The organism is Streptomyces sp. NPDC032161, assembly GCF_040636995.1.
Taxonomy (GTDB): Bacteria; Actinomycetota; Actinomycetes; order Streptomycetales; family Streptomycetaceae; genus Streptomyces.
On the sequence record NZ_JBEZVN010000044.1, the window covers coordinates 13,561 to 37,730 of the forward strand.

The 24,170-nt window shown below is 69.6% G+C and carries 15 protein-coding genes and 8 pseudogenes; 8 read left to right on the plus strand and 15 right to left on the minus strand.

The genetic code is table 11. From position 1 onward, the window contains the following. Window positions 1-9 precede the first annotated feature (9 nt). Entirely contained in the window at window positions 10-504 is a 495-nt protein-coding gene (locus tag AB0E67_RS32865; RefSeq protein WP_362033783.1) for a hypothetical protein, read from the plus strand. Here AB0E67_RS32865 and AB0E67_RS32870 read toward each other — a convergent pair. Genes AB0E67_RS32870 through AB0E67_RS32880 form a run of 3 tightly spaced genes read right to left on the minus strand, consistent with a single transcriptional unit; the run spans window position 449 to window position 3,772 of the window. Beyond that, the gene (locus tag AB0E67_RS32870; protein WP_362033786.1) at window positions 449-1,291 is read right to left on the minus strand and encodes a glutaminyl-peptide cyclotransferase; all 843 of its coding nucleotides are present in this window, start codon (window positions 1,289-1,291) and stop codon (window positions 449-451) included. The two genes, AB0E67_RS32865 and AB0E67_RS32870, sit on opposite strands and share 56 nt — an antisense overlap. Continuing rightward, on the minus strand, window positions 1,275-3,161 hold the full coding sequence (locus AB0E67_RS32875; RefSeq protein ID WP_362033789.1) for a DUF4012 domain-containing protein: 1,887 nt from the start codon (window positions 3,159-3,161) through the stop codon (window positions 1,275-1,277). Before AB0E67_RS32875 ends, AB0E67_RS32870 begins: the two co-directional genes overlap by 17 nt. Further along, entirely contained in the window at window positions 3,158-3,772 is a 615-nt protein-coding gene (locus tag AB0E67_RS32880; RefSeq protein ID WP_362033792.1) for a hypothetical protein, read from the minus strand. Before AB0E67_RS32880 ends, AB0E67_RS32875 begins: the two co-directional genes overlap by 4 nt. A gap of 283 nt (window positions 3,773-4,055) precedes the next feature. On the opposite strand from AB0E67_RS32880, the gene AB0E67_RS32885 reads away from it, so the two are divergent. Together AB0E67_RS32885 and AB0E67_RS32890 are read left to right on the plus strand one after the other, a co-directional pair. Then, window positions 4,056-5,621 (plus strand): polysaccharide biosynthesis tyrosine autokinase, encoded by a 1,566-nt coding sequence (locus tag AB0E67_RS32885; protein WP_362033795.1) that lies wholly within the window; start codon window positions 4,056-4,058, stop codon window positions 5,619-5,621. Further along, window positions 5,618-6,232, plus strand: a complete 615-nt coding sequence (locus AB0E67_RS32890; RefSeq protein WP_362033798.1) for a low molecular weight phosphatase family protein — start codon at window positions 5,618-5,620, stop codon at window positions 6,230-6,232. The genes AB0E67_RS32885 and AB0E67_RS32890 overlap by 4 nt, the downstream gene beginning before the upstream one ends. Window positions 6,233-6,508: 276 nt before the next feature. Here the strand turns inward: AB0E67_RS32890 and AB0E67_RS32895 are convergent. Together AB0E67_RS32895 and AB0E67_RS32900 are read right to left on the minus strand one after the other, a co-directional pair. Beyond that, window positions 6,509-6,889, minus strand: a pseudogene (locus AB0E67_RS32895) (IS5 family transposase); the annotation flags it as partial. A 73-nt stretch (window positions 6,890-6,962) separates the two neighbouring features. After that, window positions 6,963-7,172: pseudogene (locus AB0E67_RS32900) on the minus strand (protein-L-isoaspartate(D-aspartate) O-methyltransferase); the annotation flags it as partial. Between the two features lie 297 nt (window positions 7,173-7,469). Here AB0E67_RS32900 and AB0E67_RS32905 point away from each other — a divergent pair. Then, a pseudogene (locus AB0E67_RS32905) lies at window positions 7,470-7,624 on the plus strand (IS30 family transposase); the annotation flags it as partial. 137 nt (window positions 7,625-7,761) lie between these two features. Here the strand turns inward: AB0E67_RS32905 and AB0E67_RS32910 are convergent. From AB0E67_RS32910 to AB0E67_RS32955, 10 genes and pseudogenes are all read right to left on the minus strand, one after another. After that, window positions 7,762-10,287, minus strand: a complete 2,526-nt coding sequence (locus tag AB0E67_RS32910; RefSeq protein WP_362033801.1) for an FtsX-like permease family protein — start codon at window positions 10,285-10,287, stop codon at window positions 7,762-7,764. Between the two features lie 49 nt (window positions 10,288-10,336). Beyond that, a complete protein-coding gene (locus AB0E67_RS32915; protein WP_362033804.1) occupies window positions 10,337-11,119 on the minus strand; it encodes an ABC transporter ATP-binding protein in 783 nt (260 codons plus the stop codon). Window positions 11,120-11,314: 195 nt separating this feature from the next. Beyond that, window positions 11,315-12,104: pseudogene (locus AB0E67_RS32920) on the minus strand (FAD-linked oxidase C-terminal domain-containing protein). Between the two features lie 347 nt (window positions 12,105-12,451). Continuing rightward, a pseudogene (locus AB0E67_RS32925) lies at window positions 12,452-12,942 on the minus strand (FAD-dependent oxidoreductase); the annotation flags it as partial. After that, window positions 12,939-13,976, minus strand: a complete 1,038-nt coding sequence (locus AB0E67_RS32930; protein ID WP_362033806.1) for an NAD-dependent epimerase/dehydratase family protein — start codon at window positions 13,974-13,976, stop codon at window positions 12,939-12,941. The gene AB0E67_RS32930 and the pseudogene AB0E67_RS32925, both read right to left, overlap by 4 nt. A gap of 131 nt (window positions 13,977-14,107) precedes the next feature. Then, a pseudogene (locus AB0E67_RS32935) lies at window positions 14,108-14,931 on the minus strand (alcohol dehydrogenase catalytic domain-containing protein); the annotation flags it as partial. Between the two features lie 1,676 nt (window positions 14,932-16,607). Further along, window positions 16,608-17,864, minus strand: coding sequence for a PP2C family protein-serine/threonine phosphatase (locus AB0E67_RS32940; RefSeq protein ID WP_362033809.1), 1,257 nt, complete (start codon window positions 17,862-17,864; stop codon window positions 16,608-16,610). Between the two features lie 314 nt (window positions 17,865-18,178). Next, window positions 18,179-18,388 (minus strand): annotated as a pseudogene (locus AB0E67_RS32945) (IS630 family transposase); the annotation flags it as partial. Window positions 18,389-18,672: 284 nt separating this feature from the next. Then, window positions 18,673-19,428 (minus strand): reverse transcriptase domain-containing protein, encoded by a 756-nt coding sequence (locus AB0E67_RS32950; RefSeq protein WP_362033812.1) that lies wholly within the window; start codon window positions 19,426-19,428, stop codon window positions 18,673-18,675. A gap of 276 nt (window positions 19,429-19,704) precedes the next feature. After that, entirely contained in the window at window positions 19,705-20,007 is a 303-nt protein-coding gene (locus tag AB0E67_RS32955; RefSeq protein WP_362033815.1) for a hypothetical protein, read from the minus strand. Between the two features lie 1,087 nt (window positions 20,008-21,094). On the opposite strand from AB0E67_RS32955, the gene AB0E67_RS32960 reads away from it, so the two are divergent. From AB0E67_RS32960 to AB0E67_RS32975, 4 genes and pseudogenes are all read left to right on the plus strand, one after another. Then, window positions 21,095-22,444, plus strand: coding sequence for an NADH-quinone oxidoreductase subunit D (locus AB0E67_RS32960; protein ID WP_362033818.1), 1,350 nt, complete (start codon window positions 21,095-21,097; stop codon window positions 22,442-22,444). A gap of 601 nt (window positions 22,445-23,045) precedes the next feature. Continuing rightward, entirely contained in the window at window positions 23,046-23,324 is a 279-nt protein-coding gene (locus AB0E67_RS32965; protein ID WP_362033821.1) for a hypothetical protein, read from the plus strand. Further along, window positions 23,281-23,832 (plus strand): DUF6879 family protein, encoded by a 552-nt coding sequence (locus tag AB0E67_RS32970; RefSeq protein WP_362033824.1) that lies wholly within the window; start codon window positions 23,281-23,283, stop codon window positions 23,830-23,832. The genes AB0E67_RS32965 and AB0E67_RS32970 overlap by 44 nt, the downstream gene beginning before the upstream one ends. 116 nt (window positions 23,833-23,948) lie before the next feature. Then, window positions 23,949-24,170: pseudogene (locus AB0E67_RS32975) on the plus strand (IS1380 family transposase); the annotation flags it as partial.

Sequence of the window (24,170 nt, forward strand, 5' to 3'; positions counted from 1 at the left end):
GTTCGTCCCATGGCATGGATCACGCTTGCTTTTTTTCTGCGGCGGCTCCGCTTTGTGCCCAAGCGCTTCGTTTATGAGATGTTCTTCTGCTATGGCGCTGACATCCCGTGGACAGTGAAGTTCGGGGACGACGTGAAGATTCATCACCGAGGGATCGGAGTCGTCATCCATCCCCGGACGACCATCGGTAATCGGGTCCAGATCTGGCATGGGGTCACGCTCGGCCGTGCTGACGTCTTCCGTTCTCCACATGATTCGGACTTTGGAGGGTTCGTGGTCGAGGACGACGCCATGCTCTGCGCCGGCGCCAAGGTTCTGGGAGGCAGTGGAACGACGAGGGTTGGCCGAGGGACGATCATCGCCGCCAATGCAGTGCTGCTGGAATCGACCGGTGATTGGGAAGTCTGGGCCGGGATCCCGGCTCGTAAGGTCGCCGACCGGAAGGACGTCAAGAGGCCGGGACGAACACCACGCGGAACATTCGGGGCCAGAACTTCCCTGTGATCAGGAACTGGTCCGCTCCGGGGACGGCTGCGATCCCGTTCAGCGTCGATCCCGCGACGGCTTCGTCGGCGGCCAGCAGGCCCGAGGCGTCGATGGTCGCTGTGACCGCGCCGGTGGCGGGATCGATGCGCACGATATGGTCGGTGGGGAGCACGTTCGCGTATACGGCGGGGCCGACGCACTCCAGTTCGTTCAGCCCTGTCACCGGCCGGTCCCCATCGGTCACGGTGACCTCACCCGTCTTCGCGAGTGTCGTGGGGTCACGGAACGTCAGCCGTGCCGAGCCGTCGCTGGTCACAACCTGCTGCGCCGACTGCTGGAAGCACATGCCCCAACCGTCGTCCGGGTACGGCACACGGCGCAGTTCCGCGAGCGTCGTGGCATCGCGCTCGATGGCGATCCGGTTCCGCCAGGTGAGCTGCCACAGGGTCCGGCCGAGCACGGTGACCCCCTCACCGAACAAGGGCGCGGGCAGCGCCACGCGGGCCTTGGGCGGGCTGCCCGTCGGCCCCGCCCGTACAGAGGACGCTCCGGACAGACCGGTGCTTTCGTAGAGCACGTTGCCGACCATCTCCAGGCCCTCGGTGAACGCCTCCGAATCGTGCGGCAGGGCCTCCAACACTTTGACCCGCAGTCGCTCGACCTGGTGCTCCCCGGCCTGCCCGTCCATGGCTCGGGCTGCCGGGTCGTCGGGGGCGCGGTCTGTCGTCGGGCACGACGCGAGCAGCAGCGCGGCTCCGAGCGCGGCCCCCGCCGCGAGGCGTACACGCTCAGACAGGGCAGGCACCTCCTGACTTGAGCGTGGTCCGCAGCGGCGTCACCAGAGACTGCCGCAGCAGCATCGGAACGCCGTCCGCATTCGGCTCCAGCAGATGCAGCACCAGGGTGCGGCGGGATCCGGCGGGCAGTTCCAGGTCCAGCGTGAACACGGAGTGGCCGCGTTCGACGCCGGACGCGAGCAGCGCGCGGCGGCCACCCAGGGTTGCGTCGGTGAGGGTGGCTCCGACCCCGGCGTAGTACGACACCAGGAGGCGGTTGTCACCCGGCCGGGTGCGGTAGGGAGGGGAGTCCCCCCTCATGGTCACGTAGTCGGGAAGGCCGGAGGCCGGCGCCCGGTTGGTCAGGGTCATGGTCACGGTGACCGTGCGGGCGCCGCCGGTGCAGGGGCCCGCTTCCCAGGTCAGGCTCCGGTCGAGGTAGTAGTCCAGCTTTCCGCCGGCCGCGTTGTTCACCACCAGCCCCGCGAACGGGCCGGGGCGGTTTGGGAGCGTGCCCGAGTAGGGGCGGGACTCCAGGAGGCGCTGCTCCGTGGTATGGGCGCTCCAGACTTTCAGCCGTCCGTCCTGCTGGACGTTGTTCACGGCGGCGAGCAGTGCGGGCAGTCGGCGCGTATCGTCGAGTGCCCCCATCAGCCGTGTGGCGGCTGCGCGGGCGGCGTCGACGAAGAACGCCTTGCGCCGGGCGACGTCGCCGTATTTCGCGTAGCTGGCCCGTTCGGTGAGGTCCACGACGTTGTCGGCGGTGAGCTCGGTGCCGTCGGCCATGCGGGCCGGGCCGGTGACCCGCAGGAGACGGCTCAACGTGACCGGGTCGACGGCGAGCGCCCCGTCCACGCGTTCGCCGGTGTGCTTGCGCCACGCCTCTGCCCAGATGCGGGCCGCGTAAGGGAAGTGTGGGCTCATGTTGGAGTTGGGCCACACGTGGGTGGGGTCGCTGCCCGCATAGCGAGCGTTGAACTCGGTTCCGAGGTCGATGTCCGGCTTCGCCGTTTCCATCTCCGTGTTGTTACCGAACCGCTCGAAGGACAGCCGGCCCCGGTCGGCCCGCAGCACGGCGAAGGCGCCCGGAAGACCACCGGTGCCGCGAGCCTCGGCGATGTTCTGGAACGCGAGGAAGTAACGCCGTTTTCCTTGCGTGCCGAGCATGGGCGGCAGGACGCGGGCCGCCAGGGAGACGTCGGTCATGACCGGGGTGAGGCGGTCGAGTTGCTGTTGCAGTGCGACACGGGCCCTGTCTGCCGTCGGCAGCAAGGTGGATCGGGGCAGAGCGTGCACGTCGGCCTGCACCTCGTCCGCGACGCGGGCGGCCCGAACGAGTTCCGGCGCATGCTTCTGCAAGGCCGCCAGGGCCTCGGACATACCGCCACCGCGGCTGTCCGGCGCGGATAGTGGCAGGGCTTCCGCCAGCGGGGACAGTACGTCGCCGGCCAGCCGGTCGGCCACGTACGCGACCCCGCGCACGGTCGTGGCCGGGCCACCGAGGAAAGGCAGGGCGGTGGCGGTGTACCAGGCCGGGCCGGTGGTGAGGCGATGCGCCAGCGCGGCGTGGGCGGCCGCGGAATGCGCCCTCCGCTCTCGCTCCCGGGCGGACGCGGGCGCCGCTCCGGAGGCTGAGCCGGGCACAGGCATCACCGACTGCCGCAGCGCGTCGAGGTCTTGTTGGGCCGCGATCAGCTCCGAACGGGCGAGCAGCCCGGTGACCCCGATCCAGACGGCGCCGGTCAGCGGCAGCGCCGCGGCGGCCAGCAGGGTGTTCTTGAGAACGTGACGGCGGCCCGGTGCCCCCTCGCGGGAGCGACCGGGCCTGCGCACGCGGACGGCGCCGCGGCCGGGGCCGGGGCGCCGTGGTTCCGCCGAGCCGATGTCTTGCTCCGTCATGAACTGCGGCGACGGCGCAGGGCCAGCATCGTGCCCCCGCCCGCCGCAACCAGCCCGGCCGCGACGCCGCCCACTGCCAGAGCCTGCTCGCTGCCGGTGGCAGCCAGGTCCGAGCGGTGATCGAAGCTCCCCTGTCTGTCGGAGTCATGCGGGCCGGGCCCACCCCGCCCGTCAAAACGGTCGGATCCGTTCGATCCGCCGGACCAGTTGGATTGCTCGGGCCCCCTGTGAACGCGCTCGTGGTGCTCGTGCTCATGCATCGCGTGCAGCACCTTGATACGCCCGGTGAGCTCCAGCCCGGTCTTGCGGCCCTCCAGCTCAAAGGTGTGGAACCCCGGCTTGGTCTTCCGCGGGATGGTCACCCTGCCCGTGACAACGCCCTTTGCATTCGCCCTGAACTTGCCCAGGACGATCTCATGCGAGTGCAGTTCCGCCGTGACTAGCTCGAAGGGGGCGAAGCAATTGCCACTGAACGTCAGCGTGCCCCCGGCGGGCACCACGGTTCTGCTGAGGGTGAGCTGCGGGGGCACCGGCGGGTAGGCGAAGCACGATGGGGAGGGCGGCTGTGCGTGGGCGGTATGCGCCCCCACCAGCGGTGCGGCGACGAGCACGGCAGCTGATGCTGCCGATGCCAGAGCAACCCGCCACCTGGGCGATGTCATCATCTTCTTCACTCTCCTCGACTTCAGTCCGGGCCACGCCGCAACGTCGGCCGTAAGCAAGATCTGGATACCAACATCTAGATACATGGAATAAATGGGGCATATGGCGCCAATTGGCATGACGTCGCTCAGGAGTCACCCGATGGTGTAGCGCTTGCTTCTTGATGGCCCACGCCGTCACCCCGGCGGGACGGTGTGCGTCGCCCGGGTCGCTCGGCGGGCCGACACAGGGGTGGCTCCCCCGATCGGGGCGTGCGAGTCCCTATCGTCGGCTGCGTACACAGGGAACAGAAGATCCCTTTTCGGGTGGTTCCCTCGGTCCCATGAGGGGTGCAGCTTGGATCTCCACGGATTTCTGAAGGCTCTTGCCAGACGCTGGCCGACCGTCGTGGTCTGTCTGGCTCTCGCGGTCGGAGCGGCTCTCGCCGTGACGAGCTTGAGCACACCCGTCTACGAGGCGAGGACCCAGCTCTTCGTCGCCACCCGAACTGGTGAGGACACCACCCAGCTGAACCAGGGTCAAAGCTTCTCGCAGGCGCGTGTGCAGTCGTACGCCGCGATCGTGACCACCCGCCAGGTGACCCAGCCCGTGGTGAAGGAGCTGCGGCTGCGTACCACCCCGGAGGAACTGGCATCCCGGATTACCGCCGTTGCCCCGCTCAACACGGTGCTCATCGACATCACCGTCCGGGACGCCAGGCCCGCGCGTGCGGCGCGCATTGCCAACGCCGTGGCGCAGCGGTTCAGCGCAGCCGTCGAGCGACTGGAGGCGCCCAAGCGCGCGCCCGGTCCGGAGCGGTCCCGAAGCCGCCACGCGGACGATGGTGTCTCGCCCGTCTCCCTGGGCGTCACCCAGGAGGCCGTAGCCCCCGCGGATCCGGTCTCGCCCCGCCCGCTGCTGAACCTGGCCGCAGGAGCACTCAGCGGCCTGCTGCTCGGCGCCGGAATCGTCGCCCTGCGCGAGACCCTCGACACTACGTTCAAGACGAGCGAGGCGCTGGGCGAGTTCACCGCGCTGCCAGGTCTCGGCACCATCCCGTTCGACAGGAACGCCCCCAGGCAGCCGCTCGTCAGCGCCGAGGGGCACTCCAAGCGCGCCGAGGCTTTCCGCAAGCTGCGCACCAACCTTCAGTTCTCTCAAGTCGACGACCGGCCCCGGATCATCGTGGTGACGAGTTCCGTGCCCGGGGAGGGCAAGACCAACACCGCGGTGAACCTCGCCCTGTCGCTCGCCGAGGCAGGCGTCTCCACCTGTCTGGTCGACGGCGACCTGCGCCGTCCGTGCGTGGCCCCGGCCTTCGGCCTTGTCCAGGACGCCGGTCTGACCACGGTGCTCATTGGACAGGCCTGCATCAAGGACGTGACGCAGAAGGTTGGTGGCCAGCTCTCGGTGCTCGCCAGCGGCGCCGTACCGCCGAATCCCACCGAGCTGCTCGCCTCGGCGCGCATGGAAGAGGTTCTGCGCGAGCTGGCGGACACCTACGAGGTTGTGATCCTCGACACCGCGCCGCTACTGCCGGTCGCCGACACGGTCGGTCTCGCCTCGCTGGCCCAGGGAGCGCTGCTCGTCGTTCGCGCCGCGAAGACCAGCCGGGACCAGGTCCGCACCGCCGCGGAATCACTGGACTGCGTGGGCGTCCGCGTCCTCGGCACCGTCTTCAGTATGGCCCCAGTCCCCAAGGGCGGCCGCTACGGCGCCTACGGACGGTACGGCGAGCTGCCCGCTCCCCGTGCGTCGGCTTCTTTGCAGAAGGAAGCAGTCACGCCCGCAGGGACACGCCGCGCGGGTGTGAAATGACCAGAGTCCTGTTCGTCTGCACGGGCAACGTGCACCGCTCGGTGCTCGCCGAGCGGCTGCTGGCCGCGAGGCTTCAGCCCGGCTCGGCCGTGCGTCCGGAGAGCGCCGGCACGGAGGCGTGGCCCCGGCCAGGCATGGAGAGCTCCACCCGGGCGGTGCTGGAGAAGCTGGGCGGTGACGGCTCCGGTTTCGCGGCCCGCCCGCTCACCGCGCAGCTCGTCGACAGCGCGGCGCTGGTCCTCGGGCTCGCCATCGAGCACCGGGAGGCGGCTGTGCGGCTCGCGCCGTCGGCGATGCGGCGCTGCTTCACCCTGAAGGAGTTCGTGCGTCTCGCTATGGGGGGAGCCATCGAAGCGCGGGGCGGGGAAGGTTCGGCGACCGCGCATGACGGTGTACCGGAAGGGGAAGGCCCGCGGGTCGTAGGCGGTTTGGACGTCGTAGTCGCGGCCGCGGCCAGTCGTCGGGGTGCCGCCGCCCCGCTCCTGCCGGATGAGGACGACATCGCGGACCCCTGGGGGAGGCCCCACCCTGTGCTGTACGGTTGCGCCCGCGAGATCGACGGAGCGGTGAGCACGCTTGCCCGGCTGCTGGACGGCGGGGAGAGCGTCTGAATCAAGGTCATGGAAGAGCTCAACCGCAAGGAAGCAAGGGGTGTCGAGAGTTGAGAGCTTGGCGCCAGTCTGCACTTTCAGGGGGCGTCGGGTGATCCTGCTCCGATAGGTCAACTTTGTCCCTGGACCTCTTTCCAGCTGCCCGGGTGGGGTTCCCTTCGAGGCGCGGGGATGAGCGACAGAGGGGCAGACCGGTCCCCACAGCGGAGAGAAACTCTATGCTGGAGCGCCGCGGTTCAGCCTGCGGACGGCCAAAGGCCTCCTCCCTGGCCCGGCGAGCTGGTTGAAGCAGCGTTCCACGACGTTGCGCCGCTTGTAGAGCTGTGTGTCGAAGGCCGGCGGGCGCCCGCCGTAGCGGCCTCGGCGGAGGCGGTTGCGGATCTGGTCGGCCCGTTCGGGGATGGTGTGACGGATGCCCCGCCGTCGCAGCCAGGTGCGGATCGCTCTGGAGCTGTAGCCCTTGTCGCCCAGGACATGGGCGGGCCGCAGGCGGGGACGCCCCGGGCTGGCGCCGGGCACCCGGATCGCTTCCAGTACGGCGGTGAACTGGGTGCAGTCGTTGGTGTTCCCGCCCGTGAGCACGAAGGCCAGGGGTCGGCCTCCGGCGTCGCAGGCCAGGTGGATCTTGCTTGTCAGGCCGCCTCGGGAGCGTCCGAGTCCGGGAACGTGGAGCCACCTTGTCCACCCACGCCTGGGGCAGCAGCGGCGGGGTGCACCAGGCCACCAGCCGGTCGTACGGGGCCCGCTCGGGGAAGCCGGCGGTGCCGTCGGCGGTGTGGCAGCAGACGTTGTCGACGCCGCGCTCGTGGTGGATGAGGTTCGCCCACCTCACGAGGTAGTCGTCGTTGTCGAGGCTGGTTACCGAGCCGGTGGAGCCGACGAGCTCGGCGAGCAGGGCACCGGAGTAGCCGGAGCCCGTGCCGAACTCGGCGACGTTCATGCCCGCGTGCACGTCCAGGGCGGTCAGCTCGCGGTGGATGACGAGGGGGTTGGAGCGGTAGGGCGTCGGCCCGCGGCCTTCGTGGTGGGTGTAGTGGCGCTCGGGGCGGCCTCGGCGGCAGACAGGACGACTGGGGTCATGGTCACTCCTTCGAGAGGGGGACGGGTACGCGCATTGGGTCAACTACCCCGGGCGAGTGAAGGACACGGCGCCCAGGTGACACCGGGGGTGGTCAGATCGTCAGGGCCGTGTGGTGGTGCCACCCGCCGGCGGTGTACTCGCCGACCGGCCCATCCCTACTTCTGCGCCCCTGCCAGCCCCTGGCAGCGTGGCTCCGACGAGAAGACCAACGGCCTGCTGCGGCAGCACTTTCCCAAAGGCACCGAACTGTTCGTCCACGATCCCGAGCACCTGGCTGCCGTCGCTGATCAGCTCAAGGCCGTCCTCGCGAAACGCTCGGCTGGGAAACCCCAGCCGAGCGCCTGCATAGACTGCTCACGGCCCGATCAACACGACCACGTGTTGCGACGACCCCTGGAAACCGCCGCGTACGGGTTCCGGGGCCCTTCGCGGTGTGCGGGCGACGCGGTCACTCGGCCTTGATGGCCGCCAGCATGTTCAGCTTCGCCGCGCGGCGGGCCGGCCAGACCGCGGCCAGCATGCCGACCACGGCAGCCAGGGCGAAGAAGATGCCCATCCGGCCCCAAGGCACGACCAGCTCGTACGTCGCGAGCGAGGCGCGGATCAGCTCACCGGCGGCCCAGCCGAAGAACACGCCGAGCCCGATGCCGAGCACCCCGCCGAACAGGGAGATCACCAGCGACTCCAGGCGCACCATGCGCTTGACGCCGGAGCGGTCCAGGCCGATGGCGCGCAGCATGCCGATCTCCTGGGAGCGCTCGAAGACCGACATCGCCAGCGTGTTGACGACCCCGAGGACGGCGACGATCACGGCCATGGCCAGCAGCGCGTACAGCATGTTCAGGAGCAGGTTGACCGACTGGGAGATGCCCTCGGAGACGTCGTCCTGGTCCTGGACGGAGATCGCGGGGTTCTTGCCCAGCGCGTCGATCAGTTTGTCCTTGGTGGTCTCGGTGGCGCCGCCCTTCGTCTTGACCATCACCTGAAGGTCGCTGACGTGCTTCTGGTGCGTGCCGAGGACGCTGTTGTCGACGAGGATATGCCGGATCATCTCGTTGCCCTTGTAGACGCCCGAGACGGTCAGGGTCTCCTTCGTGCCGTCCTCGAACGTCACGGGGAGACGGGAGCCGACCTTCCAGCCCTTCTCCTCGGCCGTGCCGCTGTCGATGACCGCGTTGCCGCCGGCCAGGCCGTCCAGGGAGCCGGAGGAGAAGTCGAGACGGGTCAGCTCACCGAAGGCCGCGCCGTTGACGCCGGTCAGGTACGTGGTCTTGCCCCCGATGCGGACGGCGGAGCTGCGCAGCGCGCTGGGGGCGGTGACCTCGTCGAGGGAGGAGAGCTTCTTCTCCACCCCGGGGGAGAGCGGCGTCATACTGACCATGGACACCACGTAGTCGGCCTTGAGGGAATCCCTCGCCATCTTGTCAACACCCTTCTGGACGCTGTTCCCGATCACCGTCAGACCGGTGATGAGGGACAGGCCCACCATCAGGGCGGAGGCGGTGGCCGCCGTACGGCGGGGGTTGCGTACCGCGTTCTGCCGGGCGATGGTGCCCACGATGCCGAACGCGCGGAGCGCGGGCCCGGCGAGGGCGATCAGCGGACGGGACAACAGCGGCGTCAGGACGAACACACCGATCAGCAGCAGCACCGCGCCCAGGCCCATCACGGCCTTGCCGTCCTTCATGCCGGTGGCGACCAGCACGGCGGCGACACCGGCGCCCGCGAAGAGCGCGCCGACGGCGTTGCGGACGACCAGCGACTTGGTGGTGGCGGCGGCGTGCACGCTGTTCATCGCGGCGACCGGCGGGATCTTCGCCGCGCGGCGGCCAGGCAGCCAGGCGGCGAGGACGGTCACGCCGACACCGACCAGCAGCGCGGTGAGGACGGTGGAGACGGAGACGACCAGTGGGCCGTCGGGAACGATCGCGCCGGTGCTGCTCATCAGGGCGCGCATCCCGGCGCCGATGCCGACGCCGATGGCCAGACCCGTGACGGCGGCGACCGCGCCGACGACCACGGCCTCGATGAGCACGGAGCGGGTGAGCTGGCGGCGGCTCGCGCCGACCGCGCGCATCAGCGCCAGCTCCCTGGTGCGCTGGGCGACCAGCATGGTGAAGGTGTTGGCGATGAGGAAGACGCCGACGAACAGCGCGATGCCGGCGAAGCCCAGGAGGCCCGTCTTCACGCTGTCCATGCTCTTCTCGGTCTGCTCGGCGTCGTCCTCGGCGAGCTTCTTGCCGGTGGCGGCGTCGGCCCCCTTGGCGGGCAGGACCTTCTCGATCTCCGAGAGCAGCGCGGCCTGCGAGGTGCCCGGAGCGGCCTTGACGTGGATCTCGCTGTAGCGGCCGGGGCCGGTGAACAGCTTCTGGGCGGTGGCATTGTCGAACAGCGCGAGGCTGCCGCCGGCCATGACCGCGCCGTCGTCGGTGGTGAAGATGCCGGTCAGCGTGGTCATGCGGACCGGTCCGTCAACGGAGACCCGGACGGTGTCACCGACCTTGTAGCCAGCCTCGTCGGCGGTCCGGGCGTCCAGGGCGATCTGGCCGGTGCCGTGCGGGGCGCGGCCGTCGCGCATCGGGTAGCGGGGGTCCTTGCCGTCGGCGCCGGGGTAGTAGTTGCCACCGCGGGTGGAGAACCCGTGGCCGATCAGCTTGCCGTTCTTGTCGGCGATGGCGGTGAACCCGGTGACCGTGCCGGAGGCCGATTCGGCGCCGGGCACCTTGGCGGCCCGGTCGAGCAGCTTCCGGTCGAGGGAGGGCCGGGTGCCGGGGCCGGTCTGGGAGCTGTCCGGCTGGATGGCGATGTCGACGCTGGCGTAGCCCTTGAGGGCGCTGTCGCGGAGGGCTTCGGAGATGGTCGAGGTGAAGACCAGGGTGCCGGAGACGAAGGCCACGCCGAGCATCACGGCGAGGACGGTCATCAGCAGCCGGGCCTTGTGCGCGAGCACATTGCGCAAGGCGGTACGGAACATGGTGAGTCAGTCCTGGAGAAGAGGGGCGAAGTGCGGTCGGCTGCCGGGGTCAGCTGGTGCGTCCCATGGCGTCGAAGCCCTTCATCCGCTCCAGCACCTTGCCAGCGGTCGGGTCGGGCATGTCGTCGACGATCCGGCCGTCCGCGAGGAAGACGACACGGTCCGCGTAGGAGGCGGCGACGGGGTCATGGGTGACCATCACGACGGTCTGGCCCAGTTCGCGTACGGAGTCGCGGAGGAAGCCGAGGACCTCGGCGCCGGAGCGGGAGTCGAGGTTGCCGGTGGGCTCGTCCGCGAAGATGATCTCGGGCCGGGAGGCCAGCGCGCGGGCGACCGCGACGCGCTGCTGCTGGCCGCCGGAGAGTTGGCTCGGGCGGTGCTTGAGGCGGTCGGAGAGGCCGACGGTAGCCACGACGCGGTCCAGCCAGGTGCGGTCCGGCTTACAGCCCGCGATGTCCATGGGCAGGGTGATGTTCTCCAGAGCGGACAGCGTCGGCAGCAGGTTGAACGCCTGGAAGACGAAGCCGATCTTGTCGCGGCGCAGCTGGGTGAGCTTCTTGTCCTTCAGACCGGTCAGCTCGGTGTCGCCGATGCGGGCGGAGCCCCCGGATATCGTGTCCAGCCCGGCCATGCAGTGCATCAGCGTCGACTTGCCGGACCCGGAGGGGCCCATGATCGCGGTGAACTGGGCCTGGTGGAACTCGACGGACACGGCGTCGAGTGCGACGACCTGAGTGTCTCCCTCCCCGTAGACCTTGGTGAGTTCCGTGGCGCGGGCGGCCACCGCCGTGCCGTAACTGGCAGAGGGGACGCCGAAGTGGATGGTGGTCACGGGGAGGAGCTCCTGTCGGGACATACGGGCCGCCGGAGGGGCACGAGGCCGGAGAGGCACGAGGTCGGATTTCGACGGTGGCTCAATCGGCCGTTTCACGAGGACCCTTACATCGTCGCCACGGAAACCGGCCCGGACGTCAACCCGTGTGACCGTCCCGGGGACAGTCCTGGGGCGTAGCTGTAACCTGCGCGGTCATGCCTGGGGATGATTAGGCGCCCTGACGAAAGTCACCTGCGGGTGCGGTGCGGCTTTCCCCGGATTCATCCTGTTGTCCGGGTCGAAGAGCCGTTTCACCTCGCCGAAGGCATCGACGAGCGGGCGGCCGAACATACGGTCCAGCAGTTCGCCGCGTGCCTGCCCGTCGCCGTGTTCCCCCGAGTGAGCCGCCGTAGGAGGTGACCAGGTCGGCGGCGCGGAACAGGAACTCCCGGAAGACCGCGACCCCGTCGGCGTGTGTGAGCTCGAACGGGATCCGCGTGTGTACACATCCTTGCCCGAAGTGACCGTAAAGTGCGGGGTGGTCGTAGCCGAACTCCGCGAACAACCCTTTCAGGTCGCGAAGACAGTCACCGAGCCGGTCCGGCGGAACGGCGGAGTCCTCCCAGCCCTCCCAGGTCTCCCGGCCATCGGGCGGACGAGCGGTCACACCCAGACCCGCCTCGCGCGCCCGGAGCATCTTCCCCTCGCGCGCCGGATCGTCCGAGAAAGAGACCGTCGGCTCGTCCGCGTGCCGGCCGAGCGTGTCAAGCAGGTCCCGTGCCTGCGCATCCACCCCGTCCCGGCTCTCGCCGCTGAACTGGACGAGCAGCCAGCTCTCTCCCTCGGGGAAGGTGTCCAGCGACTCCAGATAGGAGCCCTCCTCGCGCATGAGCTGCGCCATCCGTCCGTCCAGCGCCTCCAGCAGCTCCGGCTCGCAGCGCTCCAGCAGTCTGGGCACGTCGTCGGCCGCGGCACAGATGTCGTCGTAGCCGAGCACGACCATCGCCTCGCACGACGGCACAGGCACCAGGTCGAGCTCGGCACGCAGGACGGTGACGAGGGTGCCCTCGCTCCCGACGAGCGCGCGGGCCAGGTCGAACCCGTTCTCCGGCAGGAGCGAGTCGAGGTTGTAGCCGGACACCCGGCGCGGGATGCGGGGGTAGCCGTGACGGATGTCCGCCAGGTGCTCGTCCGCCACCCGGCGCAGCCCGGCGTAGAGTTCGCCGCGACGGCCCCCCCGGCGGCGACGACGGCCTCGTATTCCTCACGCGAGGTGGGTCCGACCCAGCAGCGCAGCCCGTCATAGGTCAGGATCTCCAGGCGCCGCACGTTGTCCACGGTCTTCCCGTAGGCCTGTGCCGACGCCCCGCAGGAGTTGTTTCCGATCATTCCGCCCAGTGCGCAGTGGCTGTGGGTCGAGGGCTTCGGCCCGAACTGCAGCTTCGCTCCGGAGAGTCGGCGGTTCAGCTCGTCCAGCACGATGCCGGGCTCGACCACGCAGGTCCTGCGCCCGGCGTCCACGGAGACCAGACGTCGCAGTGCTTGGTCCAGTCGACGACCACGGCGGCGTTCGTGCACTGGCCCGCCAGGCTCGTCCCCCCGCCCCGGGACAGCACCGGCGCACCGAACCGGGCGCAGACCCGCACCGCCTCCGCTCCCGCCTCGATGTCACGGGGCACGACGACGGCGATCGGCACCTGCCGGTAGTTCGATTCGACCCGTCCGTGGAAGGATCGTTCCTCCTCCGGGGGGCCACTGGTGCTGGGGAGCCGGAGGAGCGCGGGGCGACGGGAGCCCCGATCCCCCCGACTGCTCGGGGCGGCGGCCGACCCGCCCCTCATCCCCACCGCCTGCCGACGAGAGGCGCGGTCTCCAGACCTGCGCCGCGGCGCACGCCGCTCAGGAACGACGACAGCGCCTCCTGCGCCGTCCGGGACGGCCGCCAGTCCAGCAGGTCACGCGCCCGGGCGCAGTCGAGAACAGGAAGCCGCAGGACGGCGTCGAAGAGATGCGGGGAAGCGGGGACCGCGTGTGCGTGCCACGCCGCCGCCAGCGCCGGCCGCACCAAGGCCCTGGGCACCCGTGCCACCCGAGCGTCCAGCAGTTCTCCGAGCTCCCGCGCACCTATGACCGGCTCCGCCGCCAGGTTGAACGGTCCTCGAACGTCACCGATCACGGCCGCCCGGTAGGCCCGCGCCGCGTCATCGGTGTGCAGGGCCTGGAAGCGCAGCCCCTCCATGTCGGGCACGAAGGGCAGAAGGTCCGGCCGCAGCAGAACGCCGGGCACGCAGCGGCCCGCGAAGATGCGGCGCTGCTCGCTGGCAGCCTGTTCCTTGAACAGGAACCCGGGCCGCATCCTGACCACCCGGACTCCCGGATGCCGCAGCTCGAAGGCGTCCAGCACACGCTCCAGATAGGACTTCTCCCGGCAGTAGGCGGCATCCGGCCAGCCGTGCGTGGGCCATTCCTCGCCCACACCCGGTTCCTCCTTCGGGCCGGGGGAGTAGGCCCCTACCGAGGAGGCGTACACCAGGGCCGGTACGCCCGCCCTCGCAACGGCCTCGAAGACACGGATCGACCCCAGGACATTGCTCCGCCAGGTGACCAGGGGAGCGTGGGTCGGCTGGAAACGCCAGGCGAGGTGGACGACGGCGTCGGCGCCGGCCAGGTGCTGGTCCAGGACCTCCGGGCTGTCGCGCCGGGAGAGGTCCACCGTGGCCCACTCCACACCCGGGACCGACATCCTCGGAAGGCGGCGGGCGAGACCGACGACGGCCGCCACGTCCGGGTCCTGTGACAGGGCCCCGACGACACTGGTGCCCACGTTGCCGGTCGCCCCCGTCACCACGACGCGCAAGCCCGCGTTTGCGTTCATCGTCGTTCCGTCCCTTCAGGCGGTCGTGCGGTGTTACGGTCCGCGCTTGGTCCGATGCTGCGCACCGACGGTCCTGAGTGCCGCGGCGACGGACGCTAGGGGTGGAGGAGCGTCTTGATCATTTCTGCGACGTCCACCCCGAGCACGTCCTCCTCGTCGAGGAGCGGAAGCTCGGGCACCCAGCGCCTGACGTTGGCCTGTCCCAGCCGCAGCTGGATCTGCTTGTCGAACAGGGTGAGCAGGGGCAGCGGTAGACGCCGGAGACCGAGACCGTGCCGCCCCGGCGCACCATGCACAGGGGGAGAGACGGTCCACGCCCGCACGCTCCATGAGTCTCCGGGCGACCACGTCCGGCAGAAGGCCAGTGGCCCACTGCGCGGTTCTCGCCAGCGGTGCGCCGTGGGACTCCATACCGACCGCGTCGACGACGGCGACGGTCCCCAGGCCGTGGGTGACCTCCCGATGGCCTGCCAGGCGGTCGGCAGCACATCGGACAGGTAGACGTACCGGTCATGGGGCGGCCCCTCGGGAACCAGGATCGGCAAGGTGTGGCCGGACGGCACGCGCAGCAGTTCGCCTGCCTGCCGGGCACCTGCCCGTACGGCTTGGTGTAGCCGAACGATGCGGCCCCCCGTCCCCTGCTCGCGCACCTGCGTGGTCTCGCGCTGGGAGTGCAGACCCACCCGCAGGAGAGGTTGAACGGGACCACGACGCGGTCTCCCACATGCAGCACCGTGGCGTCCCCGCCTACCTCTTCCTCCACCCCCATCGGTTCATGGCCGAGGACGTCGCCCGGGTCCGGGCAGGGCCTCAGCACCTCGTACAGATGCAGGTCGGAGCCGCATATCCCGGTCGAGGTGATCCGCACCACGACATCGGTGGGCTCCTCGATGTGCGGATCCGGGACGTTCTCGACACGCACATCCCGGCGTCCCTGCCAGGCGAGTGCACGCATTGGCGTCTCTCCTCACTGGAGTACTTCTGGCAGAGGCGGACTGGGGCGCCTTCGGGCACGAGCCCGTGGGAGGGGCTGTCCCGTACCGCCGAAGGTTCGGACACGCGTCGGCGGCCCGCGCCGGCCGCGGGAGCCGACGCGGCGCGTGCCGTCCGGTACAGCAGTCCCGCTTTCGTCCGTACCGGCCGACTCCTCCAGCGAACCAGTGACTCGGCGATCCCGCCTCTCGGGCGGAGACGTTCCAAGTGAGGGCGCCGACTGTCGGGCAGGAGGTAGTCAGGAGGCTTGGCTCATCCCCGGCAGGGGCACGGGGACGGCTGGCGCGACGCGCAGTGGCGACGCCGCGCCTCGGGCGACGGCGCGGTGAAAAGCACGAACTTCTCAAGCGCTACCTCCCGCCGTTCGGCGGGATGACCGGTACGCACGCACGCGACGAACGCGTCGCGTAGCTGGACGGGTACGCGGGCGAGGGCCGGTACGAGAACGGTGCGCCAGGGGCTGCGGAGATCGCCCTCAACACACAGCCCGCGGGAAGAAGCCCGCCCTGAAGAAGCGCGCCAGCACATCGAAGGGCGGATCACCTCGGTCTCTGACCATGACCGAGCTGTATGAGAGAGCAACAAAAGACTGGCATCTGCGGGTGCTCCGCCATGCCCCACGACCAGCTCGCCGACGCCCTCGACCACGCCAAGGACTCATGAGAGACACCGCCGAGCTGTCCCTTCCCGGAACAGAGGGGGCGGCGCCCAGGGTCAGGTCCAGCCACAGAGCTGCTACCCGACCCCCTGGCACGAGGCGTGGTTGAGCGAGGTGATCGAAGAGATCTCGTCCGAGCCGGTAGCGGTGCTGGCCACTCCTTCGGCACCCTCATTTCCCCGTCCAGCGAATACCTCTGAGGCGCTCTCACTCGCAGCCATCGACATCGGCCCGCCCCTTCTCAAGTCGCTGTTCAGCTCAGCCGCGGCCTGCTTCCCACATTTCTGCCTCTCACAGGAAACCTTCACCCAACACATCGGGAAGCAGCGTGGCAAGACGCACGATCGTCGGCCTGAACGACCCCAGCGTCGACCTGCACCGGCAAACCCCCCGGCGAACTCACCGCCAGCCACTGACGCCCACCCCGTGGCGACGGTGCAGGGCCCCGCCTGGCCGGGGGCCCTGCACCGTTCACGTCACCTACGCTTCAGGCGTGGGGCGGGCTTCCTCTTCGGCGCCGAAGAGGTGCTTCAATCGACGGCAGGGCCAGCAGACCGTCAGCTGCCGCCTGCTCGAAGCCGGGCCACGACGACGTGCAGATCATCGAAGGCCGCCGAACCCGCGCCTGACGCCCGCTGCTGAAGACGCGCACACAGCGCCGAGACCCCGCGCCGATCTGGCGCCGGGGAAATCGGAGCGGGCGAGCACGTTCCGCATGGGTAAAGCCCTCCGAGTACGACGAAAGCAACGCCGACCAGACTTCCCGGCACACCACACGCCCCGCTATTCGAACGTGACGGAGTCACCATACTTGCCGCGCGTCGATGCGGTGAGGAGACCGGCAGGCACCTGCCGCGACACCGGCGGAAAGCGCCACACTCATGAGGCGAGGCTGCGGTGGCGGGGCGTGAGCTACGGAAGAACCCCGCTGGTCAATCGGTCTCCCCTGGCCACGGAGTCCGAGATCCCACACCTCCAGCCTATGAGCGGGCCTCGTGCGGGCATGGAGAAGCCATGCCCGGAGGCTGACAGGGCTCGACGTCGGACGCGCTGCCGTTCGCCTTGTGCTTCCGGGCCGGAGCTCTCTTCGCGGCCTTCTCCGGCTTCGCGTGGACAATCTCTCTCCCAGCGACGGCTGGGGGGTCCGTGGGCGCGTGGCGGATGGCGATGAGGGCGACATCATCGCCGAGGCCCCCGCCCGTGTGGGCGGCCAGGTCCCGCTCGATGTGGTGCAGCAGGGCCTCGGGAGTGCAGTCGGTCCACTGGGCGGCGCGTTCCGCGAACGGGTAGAAGGTGCCGTCGCGGTCGCGGGCCTCTATGACGCCGTCGGTGTAGAGAAGCAGGGTGCGCCCGGAACCGAAGGGCAGCACGTCGAGGGTGTAGTCGCCGGGGTCCGTCATGCCGACGCCCAGCGGGGGTGCGGGGTGCAGGTCCGGGACGATCACGGTGTTGCCCGGACCGAGCAGCAGGGGCGCGGGGTGGCCGCAGCTGGTCATCCGGATGACGGGCTCCTCGTCGGGGATCTCCAGCAAAAGCGCGGTGACGAAGCGTTCTCCCGCCTCGTCCTCCGGTTCGAAGCCGGCCAGGTAGCGAGTAACGCTCCGCTCCAGGGCGGCGGCCAGGGCGGGCAGGGCGGCGTGCTGGTGGGCGGCCTCGCGAAAGGCGCCGAGCAGGAGGGCTGCCTCACCGATGGCGGGCAGGCCCTTGCCCCGCACGTCACCGATCATCACCCGTGCCGCTCTGTCGGTGCGGGCCGCGGCGTACAGGTCGCCGCCGATCTCTGCCTGGTCCTCGGCGGCCAGGTACAGGCAGGCGAGCTGCAGCGGGCCGAGCCTGCTCGGCAACGGCCACAGCAGGACGTGCTGAGCGGCCTCGGCCACCGACCGGACCTGGGCCAGTACGCGGCTGTGCCGATCACGTACCACGCAGAAGAGCACGACCAGCGCCGACAGCAGTGCTATCGAGAACGCCTGCACCAGCGAGTTCCGCGAGGCGGGCACGCCGAAATGCCAGCCGATGAACCCCTGGGCCACCACCGCCAGGGCGCCGATGCCTCCCGTCGCCCAACGCCCGGCACCGAACCACGCGGCGATCGCGGGCGCAATCACCAGCAGTGGACTGAGGACAATGTCGACCGGGAGCACGGCGTCGACAACCGTGATCACCACGATGAGCGCGATGGGGATCACCAACGAATGCCACGGCTGCCTCACGCCGGCAAAGCGCCGCCTGAACATGCTTCTACACTGCACCCTCTCAGAGCTGCCAGCGAGAAGAGCCAGCCGCGAGCGGGCATGGTGCCCCCCAAGCCCTCCTTGAGATGGGTGCTGCAGAAGCCGAGCCACGGCCACAGCCGGAACCGATCCGTCCTGCACGCGCACGACGAGGCTCCGCAAAGCGCGCCGCTGCTCGACCTGGGACGCGTCCTGGACCCGGGCAGAGCACGTCGGCACCCGTCTGTGCACGCTGCTTGGGTGCGTATGGGCTGAGCCGCTGCTGCACTGCATTCGACCGCATCGCCGACACCTGACGGCGCCGCCGCACTGACGGGCCGGTCCCGAAGCAGCACGATCGGTGCCTTGACGAGGTGGTGGACGCCGTCGATCAGGGCGATGAAGTCGCGCTCGCCCATGCTGCGGCGCTTGCCTCTGCCCGCGGGGTGGGTGCGCAGGCGGTGGCACAGCCGGGTGCGGGAGCCGGGCCGCATGGCGATCAGTCCGGCAACCGACGGGCGTCCCGAGCGGCGTCCGCTCACCGTCACGACCGGGGTGTGTCCGCGTCGTCCCCAGGTGCGGCCTCGGGGCGGTCGGAGGGTGAAGCCTGCTTCGTCGCTGAGTAGGCCCGGGGCGCGGTTCCGGAATTACTCCCGGCCCGTTTCCCCGGACCCGCCGTGCCCGTTACTGGGCAACGGGCTCTCCACGGTCTCTGCCGTCAGATGGTTGCAGGAGCCCAAGGGGTGGGAATCTTGCTGCCGCGGTAGCGATACCGGGTAACCGGAATCGTACTGATCTTCCGCAACTCGATCCCGTCCGCAGCAATCGGGAGTCACCTTCCCGTGGGAGTGGTAAGCCGCCTGCGGACGTCCGTCCAGCCCCAGTGACGCCGTTGCCGCAGTAGCCGGATAACCCGCCACCAGACGAGGTCGTCCAGTCTCCTGAAGATGTGCTTGGCAACAGCATGCCTGAAGTAGTTGGCCCAGCCGTGGGAGACCTGGTTGAGATTGATCAGGACCACGGCAAGATCCTGCTGCGATGTTCTGTGGGTGAGATGACGAACCTTCGTCTTCACCGACCGGACGGCCCGGTTGGCGATGAAGGTGTAGACGTGCCACTTGTTCGTCCCGCGTTTGTGGCGCCACTGGATGCGGAACCCCAGGAACTCGAACCCCTCGCTCAGGCGCACCACTTGGGTCTTGGCTGGAGACAACCGGAGCCCCATCGGTGCAAGAGCCTGGGCGACCTCTTCGCGCAATGCCTCGGTGTGTTGTCTGGTTCCGTTGACCAGGACGACGAAGTCGTCTGCGTAACGGACCAGCCGCCATACCGGTAGGCCCTTGGTCCGGCGTCGCCGTCGCCGGTATTCCGTGGACAGTTCTCCCTCTGGTTCCCACACGCGATGCATGTGCTCGTCGAGCACGGAGAGCGCGATGTTCGCCAGCAGGGGAGAAATGATGCCCCCTTGCGGTGTGCCGGTGAGCGTGTCCTCGTACTCTCCGAGCTCGGTCAGGAGCCCGGCCTTCAAGAACGCCTTCACCAAGGCCAGGACCCTCTTGTCCTTGACCCTTGCCCGGACCCGGTCCATCAGGGCGGCGTGGACGATCCTTCAGACTCACCCGTAGCCGCCGTGCCACCTCCGGCGGCTTGATCTTCTGCCCGAACAGCTCGGCCGCCTGCGTTCGAACCGTCTCCCGGCGCTGACGTCACCGCAACCGTGCCCCGGACACGGACGTCTCGGAGACGTCGGGCGCGCGGTCAGCCGGCCGGGCCGCCACGGCCGCCCGGTGGAGTTCCATCCGGCCCGCCGTGGACCAGCCGCCTTGCCAGTACGGGTGGGAGTCGATCAAGCGGATGAGCCGGATCAGCTCCCGCCGCAGCCGCGCCGTGTCCGGGCGGGCCGGGCGAGCCGGTGGTAGGTACTGAGCTGTCGGCGCTTGAGGCCGATCAGGTCGTCGGGGAACGGGAAGGACTTCACCCATTCATTAGAGCAGACGTTCGAATTTGTTGCCGAGTCGAAGCCCGCGCCGATCTCTGTCCACAGGGAGATCTTCCCAGCGTCCTTGCCCGGCGTTGGGGTGTCCGCTTCGAGCGGCACTGTGACGCCCTCACGCACACCCGGGTACGAAAGGGCGGCCGACGGCATGGCGCAGACGAAGTTCGACAAGCACGTGGAGGAGGCCGCCGAGTCCCTCGTGTTCGGCGTCGGCCGCATCATGGCCGACCGGGACCTCGACGGGGTGAAGCGCACCGACGCGACGTTCTGGCGTGCGGGCGCCCGTGTCCTGCCAGGCATTGAAGGCCGGGTCCGGCGCCGGTCGTACCGGGCAGGATGGCGGCGCCTCACCGTCTGGACGACGTTGGGGCCGCGGTCGCCGAGGGCGGTTACCTCCTCGGCCGGGACGCCGATGCTGCGGCCCGGTGCCTTCGGTCCCTGCTGTCGCCGCGCTGGAGACGGGCGGGATCGGCGCGGCCTCCGCCCTTGTCGTCGGCGGCGTGGCGTACGGGTGGCTGACCCGGGAGCGGCGGGAGCTGATGCGGGAGTGGGTGGTCCCGCTGCACGAGGCCCTCGTCGGGCCGCTCGGGCTGGCGGAGCAGACCGATCCGTGCTGCTACCTCCATGTTCCGAAGAACTTCTCCGACGACGACGCGGAGATACGCATCGACCTGCCCACCCGGCTGGGCTTCTCCCGCGATGTCGTCGCCGACCTCATCACCCAGAAACTCGCCCTGGAGGGCGCGGAGCGCATACACGTTATGCAGACCTGCCGCCCGCAAGCGGCCGGGCATTGCGCCGGGCCAGGCGGTAGTCGGACCTCTCATCAGCGTCTCCAACGGCGCCTCCCGGGCCCGGTGACACCATCCAGCAGGTGTTCGACAGGGGGGAACAGTCATGCCGGGCCCGGAGGCCCAGCGGCTCTCTTGCAGGACCGCGAAGAAGCTAACGGGGGGCGAAGCCGCGCTCGATGTCGCGGATCTCGTCCGTCCAGCGCAATCGGTTGAGGCCAGGGCGTCGCCGAGGGGCCGGAGCTCCTGACTGTTCCGCGGTGCGGCCGTGGCTGCTGCGCTACCCGGCCCGGCCGGGTGTTCATGGCAGATGTGCGCGATCCTGGACTGAGCAGCCCCCATGCCGCCAAGCCGTGCCCTTGCGGCTGGCGCGAGGGCACGGCCAGCCGAGACGGAAGCGGCCGCCTTTCCCGATCACGCCGCGACACGTGGACGCGATCGGCGATCCGAGCGGAGGTCATGGGCTGATGAGCGGCACCGAGCAGGAGCCGGCGGGAGCTCGGGATACGACCGAGGGCCGCGTCTACACCGCCACCGGCGGCGACTGGGACTACGAGGTCGCCGGCGCCGCGCGGCGACAGGGGAGGGCGGATGACGAGCGGATCATCGTCAACATGGGTCCGCAGCACCCGTCCACGCACGGGGTACTGCGGCTTGTCCTGGAGATCGACGGCGAGACGGTGAAGGAGGCCCGCTGCGGCATCGGGTACCTGCACACCGGCATCGAGAAGAACATGGAGTTCAGGAACTGGGTCCAGGGCACGACCTTCGTGACCCGCATGGACTACCTGACCCCGCTGTTCAACGAGACCGCCTACTGCCTGGCGGTGGAGAAGCTGCTCGGGATCACCGACCACGTGCCCGTGCGGGCCAGCGTCATCCGGGTGCTGATGATGGAGCTCAACCGCATCTCCTCCCACCTGGTGGCGCTCGCCGCTGGCGGCATGGAGATCGGTTCCACCACGCTCATGGTCTACGGATTCCGTGACCGCGAGGTCATCCTCGACATCTTCGAGCTGGTCACCGGTCTGCGCATGAACCACGGCTACGTTCGGCCCGGCGGGCTGGCGCAGGACCTGCCGCCCGAAGCACTGGACCAGATCCGCGAGGGCGTGCAGCTGCTGCGCTCGCGGATGCCCGAGTACGACAAGCTGGCCACCAACAACCCGACCTTCAGGGCCCGCCTGGTGGACATCGGCTACCTCGACCTCGCGGGCTGCATGGCGCTCGGCGCGACCGGGCCGATTCTGCGCGCCACCGGCCTGCCGCACGACCTGCGTAAGTCGGACCCGTACTGCGGCTACGAGCAGTACGACTTCGAGGTCGAGACGGCGGACAGCTGCGACTGCTACGGCCGCTTCCTGATTCGGCTGCGCGAGATGGAGCAGTCGCTGCGGATTGTTGAGCAGTGCCTGGAGCAGCTGGGGGGCGGCGGCGGTGCGGTGATGGTCGCCGACAAGAAGATCGCGTGGCCGGCGCAGCTGGCGCTCGGCGCGGACGGGTTGGGCAACTCGCTCGATCACATCCGCACCATCATGGGCGAGTCCATGGAGGCACTGATCCACCACTTCAAGCTGGTGACGGACGGCTTCCGCGTTCCGCCGGGGCAGGTATATGTGGCGGTCGAGTCACCCAGGGGCGAGCTCGGCGTGCACGTCGTCTCCGACGGCGGCACCCGGCCGTACCGGGTGCACTTCCGCGACCCGAGCTTCACCAACCTGCAGACGATGGCCGCGATGTGCGAAGGCGGGCAGGTCGCCGACGTCATCGTCGCGGTGGCTAGCATCGACCCGGTGATGGGAGGCGTGGACCGGTGAATGAAATCTCTCGCACAGCGGCCACCCACCACCGAGCCGTCGCCGACGTTTTGGCAGATGCCGTCGGCGGACAGCCCAGATGACCGTTCCGGCGAACCTCCTTGCCACGCCGCCAGTCTGCCCGCCAGGGGGGTCCTCCACGGGGGCGCCGCCGTTCTGAGACCGGGGGACCGGACCCGGGCACGGGCAACAGCGGTCCGGCCCCCGCCCCCAGGCCCCCGCCCATCCCTCTGTGAGGCGGCGGGCTTGCTGTGGGTTTCAGAGGCGGATGCCGGAGAGTCGGGAGAGTCGTGTCAGTTCGGGGTTGGGCGCGGCGGTGCAGGGAGGCCAGGACACGCAGTACTTCGCGGCCCCTGGGGCGGATGCGGGGCCATCTGGGGTGCCGTGTCGAAGGCGTGGGACAGGTTCTCGAGTGCGCCGTCGCGGTCGCCGAGGTCGAGCTGGGCGCGTGCGGCGTTGATCCGGGTCGGTGCAACCCGGGGCGGCGGCAGGTTGCCTCGCACGCCGCAGTGCGGGCGAGGCCCCGCGGTCTTGACGCCCGCTCTGCGGCACGGACGGTCGTTGCGCAACTGTGCGCAACTGACTCACAGGGGAGCAAGCGATGACGTTACGGTTCGTCGGGATCGATCCGAGCGCCGGCGGCGAGGGATCACCGACGGTGTGGGTGGAAGAGGAGAGCGCGGACCTGGTCCTCCAGGGCGAGGAAGCCGACGAACTCCTGAAGGCTCTGGTCGGCTCCACCGAGTGGGTGGCCGGCCACAAGACGGGGATCCCCGCACACGAGCGGGTGATCCGGATTCCGGCCCGCATGGTGCCGATTCTGAGGGAGGCGTGCAATGCCGCAGAACGCGCAGCATCTGAACACCGCGACGTTCGCTGAGCTGCTCGCCGACACCCACCACATGGCGGTCCACCTGGAGATGCGCGACGTCTACGCGGTCGGCGACGAAGCCGAGGACTTTGAGAGCTTCCTGCGCACCGGCGTCCCGAACCTTGATCCGGCCCGCTCGTTCTGGCCGCAGTGGACGCCGCTCGTCAAGGATGCGGTCGCCCGCGGCGTGGTGATGCGTCGAGCGCGGATCGTCTCCGAGCCGGTCACCGACTACATCCGCTACGAGCACGCCATCACCCCGCTCAACCTCCAGGCCGGAGAGGACGTGCGCTGGCTGCCCCGCCGCCATGCCTCTGACATCGCCCTGCCCGGCAACGACTTCTGGCTCCTGGACGAACGGCTCGTGCAGTTCCACCACTTCACCGGAACCGGCGACTGGGCGACGCCCGGCAAGGAACGCACCGGCGACCCGGCCGCCGTCGAACTGTGCGCCACGGCGTTTGAGACGGTCTGGGAGCGCGGCATCCCGCACGAGAGTACACCGTCTAAGCCTTGATCCACCGATGTGACGGCCGTGGGTGGCTCTTCGGGAAACGAGGAAGTGCCTTGTGACCTGTGATGATGGGAGTTCTTGAGGCTTCCAGCACGCACGATCGGCAAGGCACTTCCGAGATGCAAGTTTCCCATACTCCAGCGGCGGTCTCCGCTGCGTTCGATGACCCGAGCCTGGTCGCGCATGCCGGGCTGGTTCCGGTGCTGCGGCTGGCCGAGCGGTGCGGTCTTGCACGTCTGACGGCGGAGAAGGTGAAGCTGACCGGGGCGGGGAACGGTGCGGGGGCTGCGGCGGACGCCAAGGTCACCAGCATCGTGGCCGGCATGGCGGCGGGCGCGGAC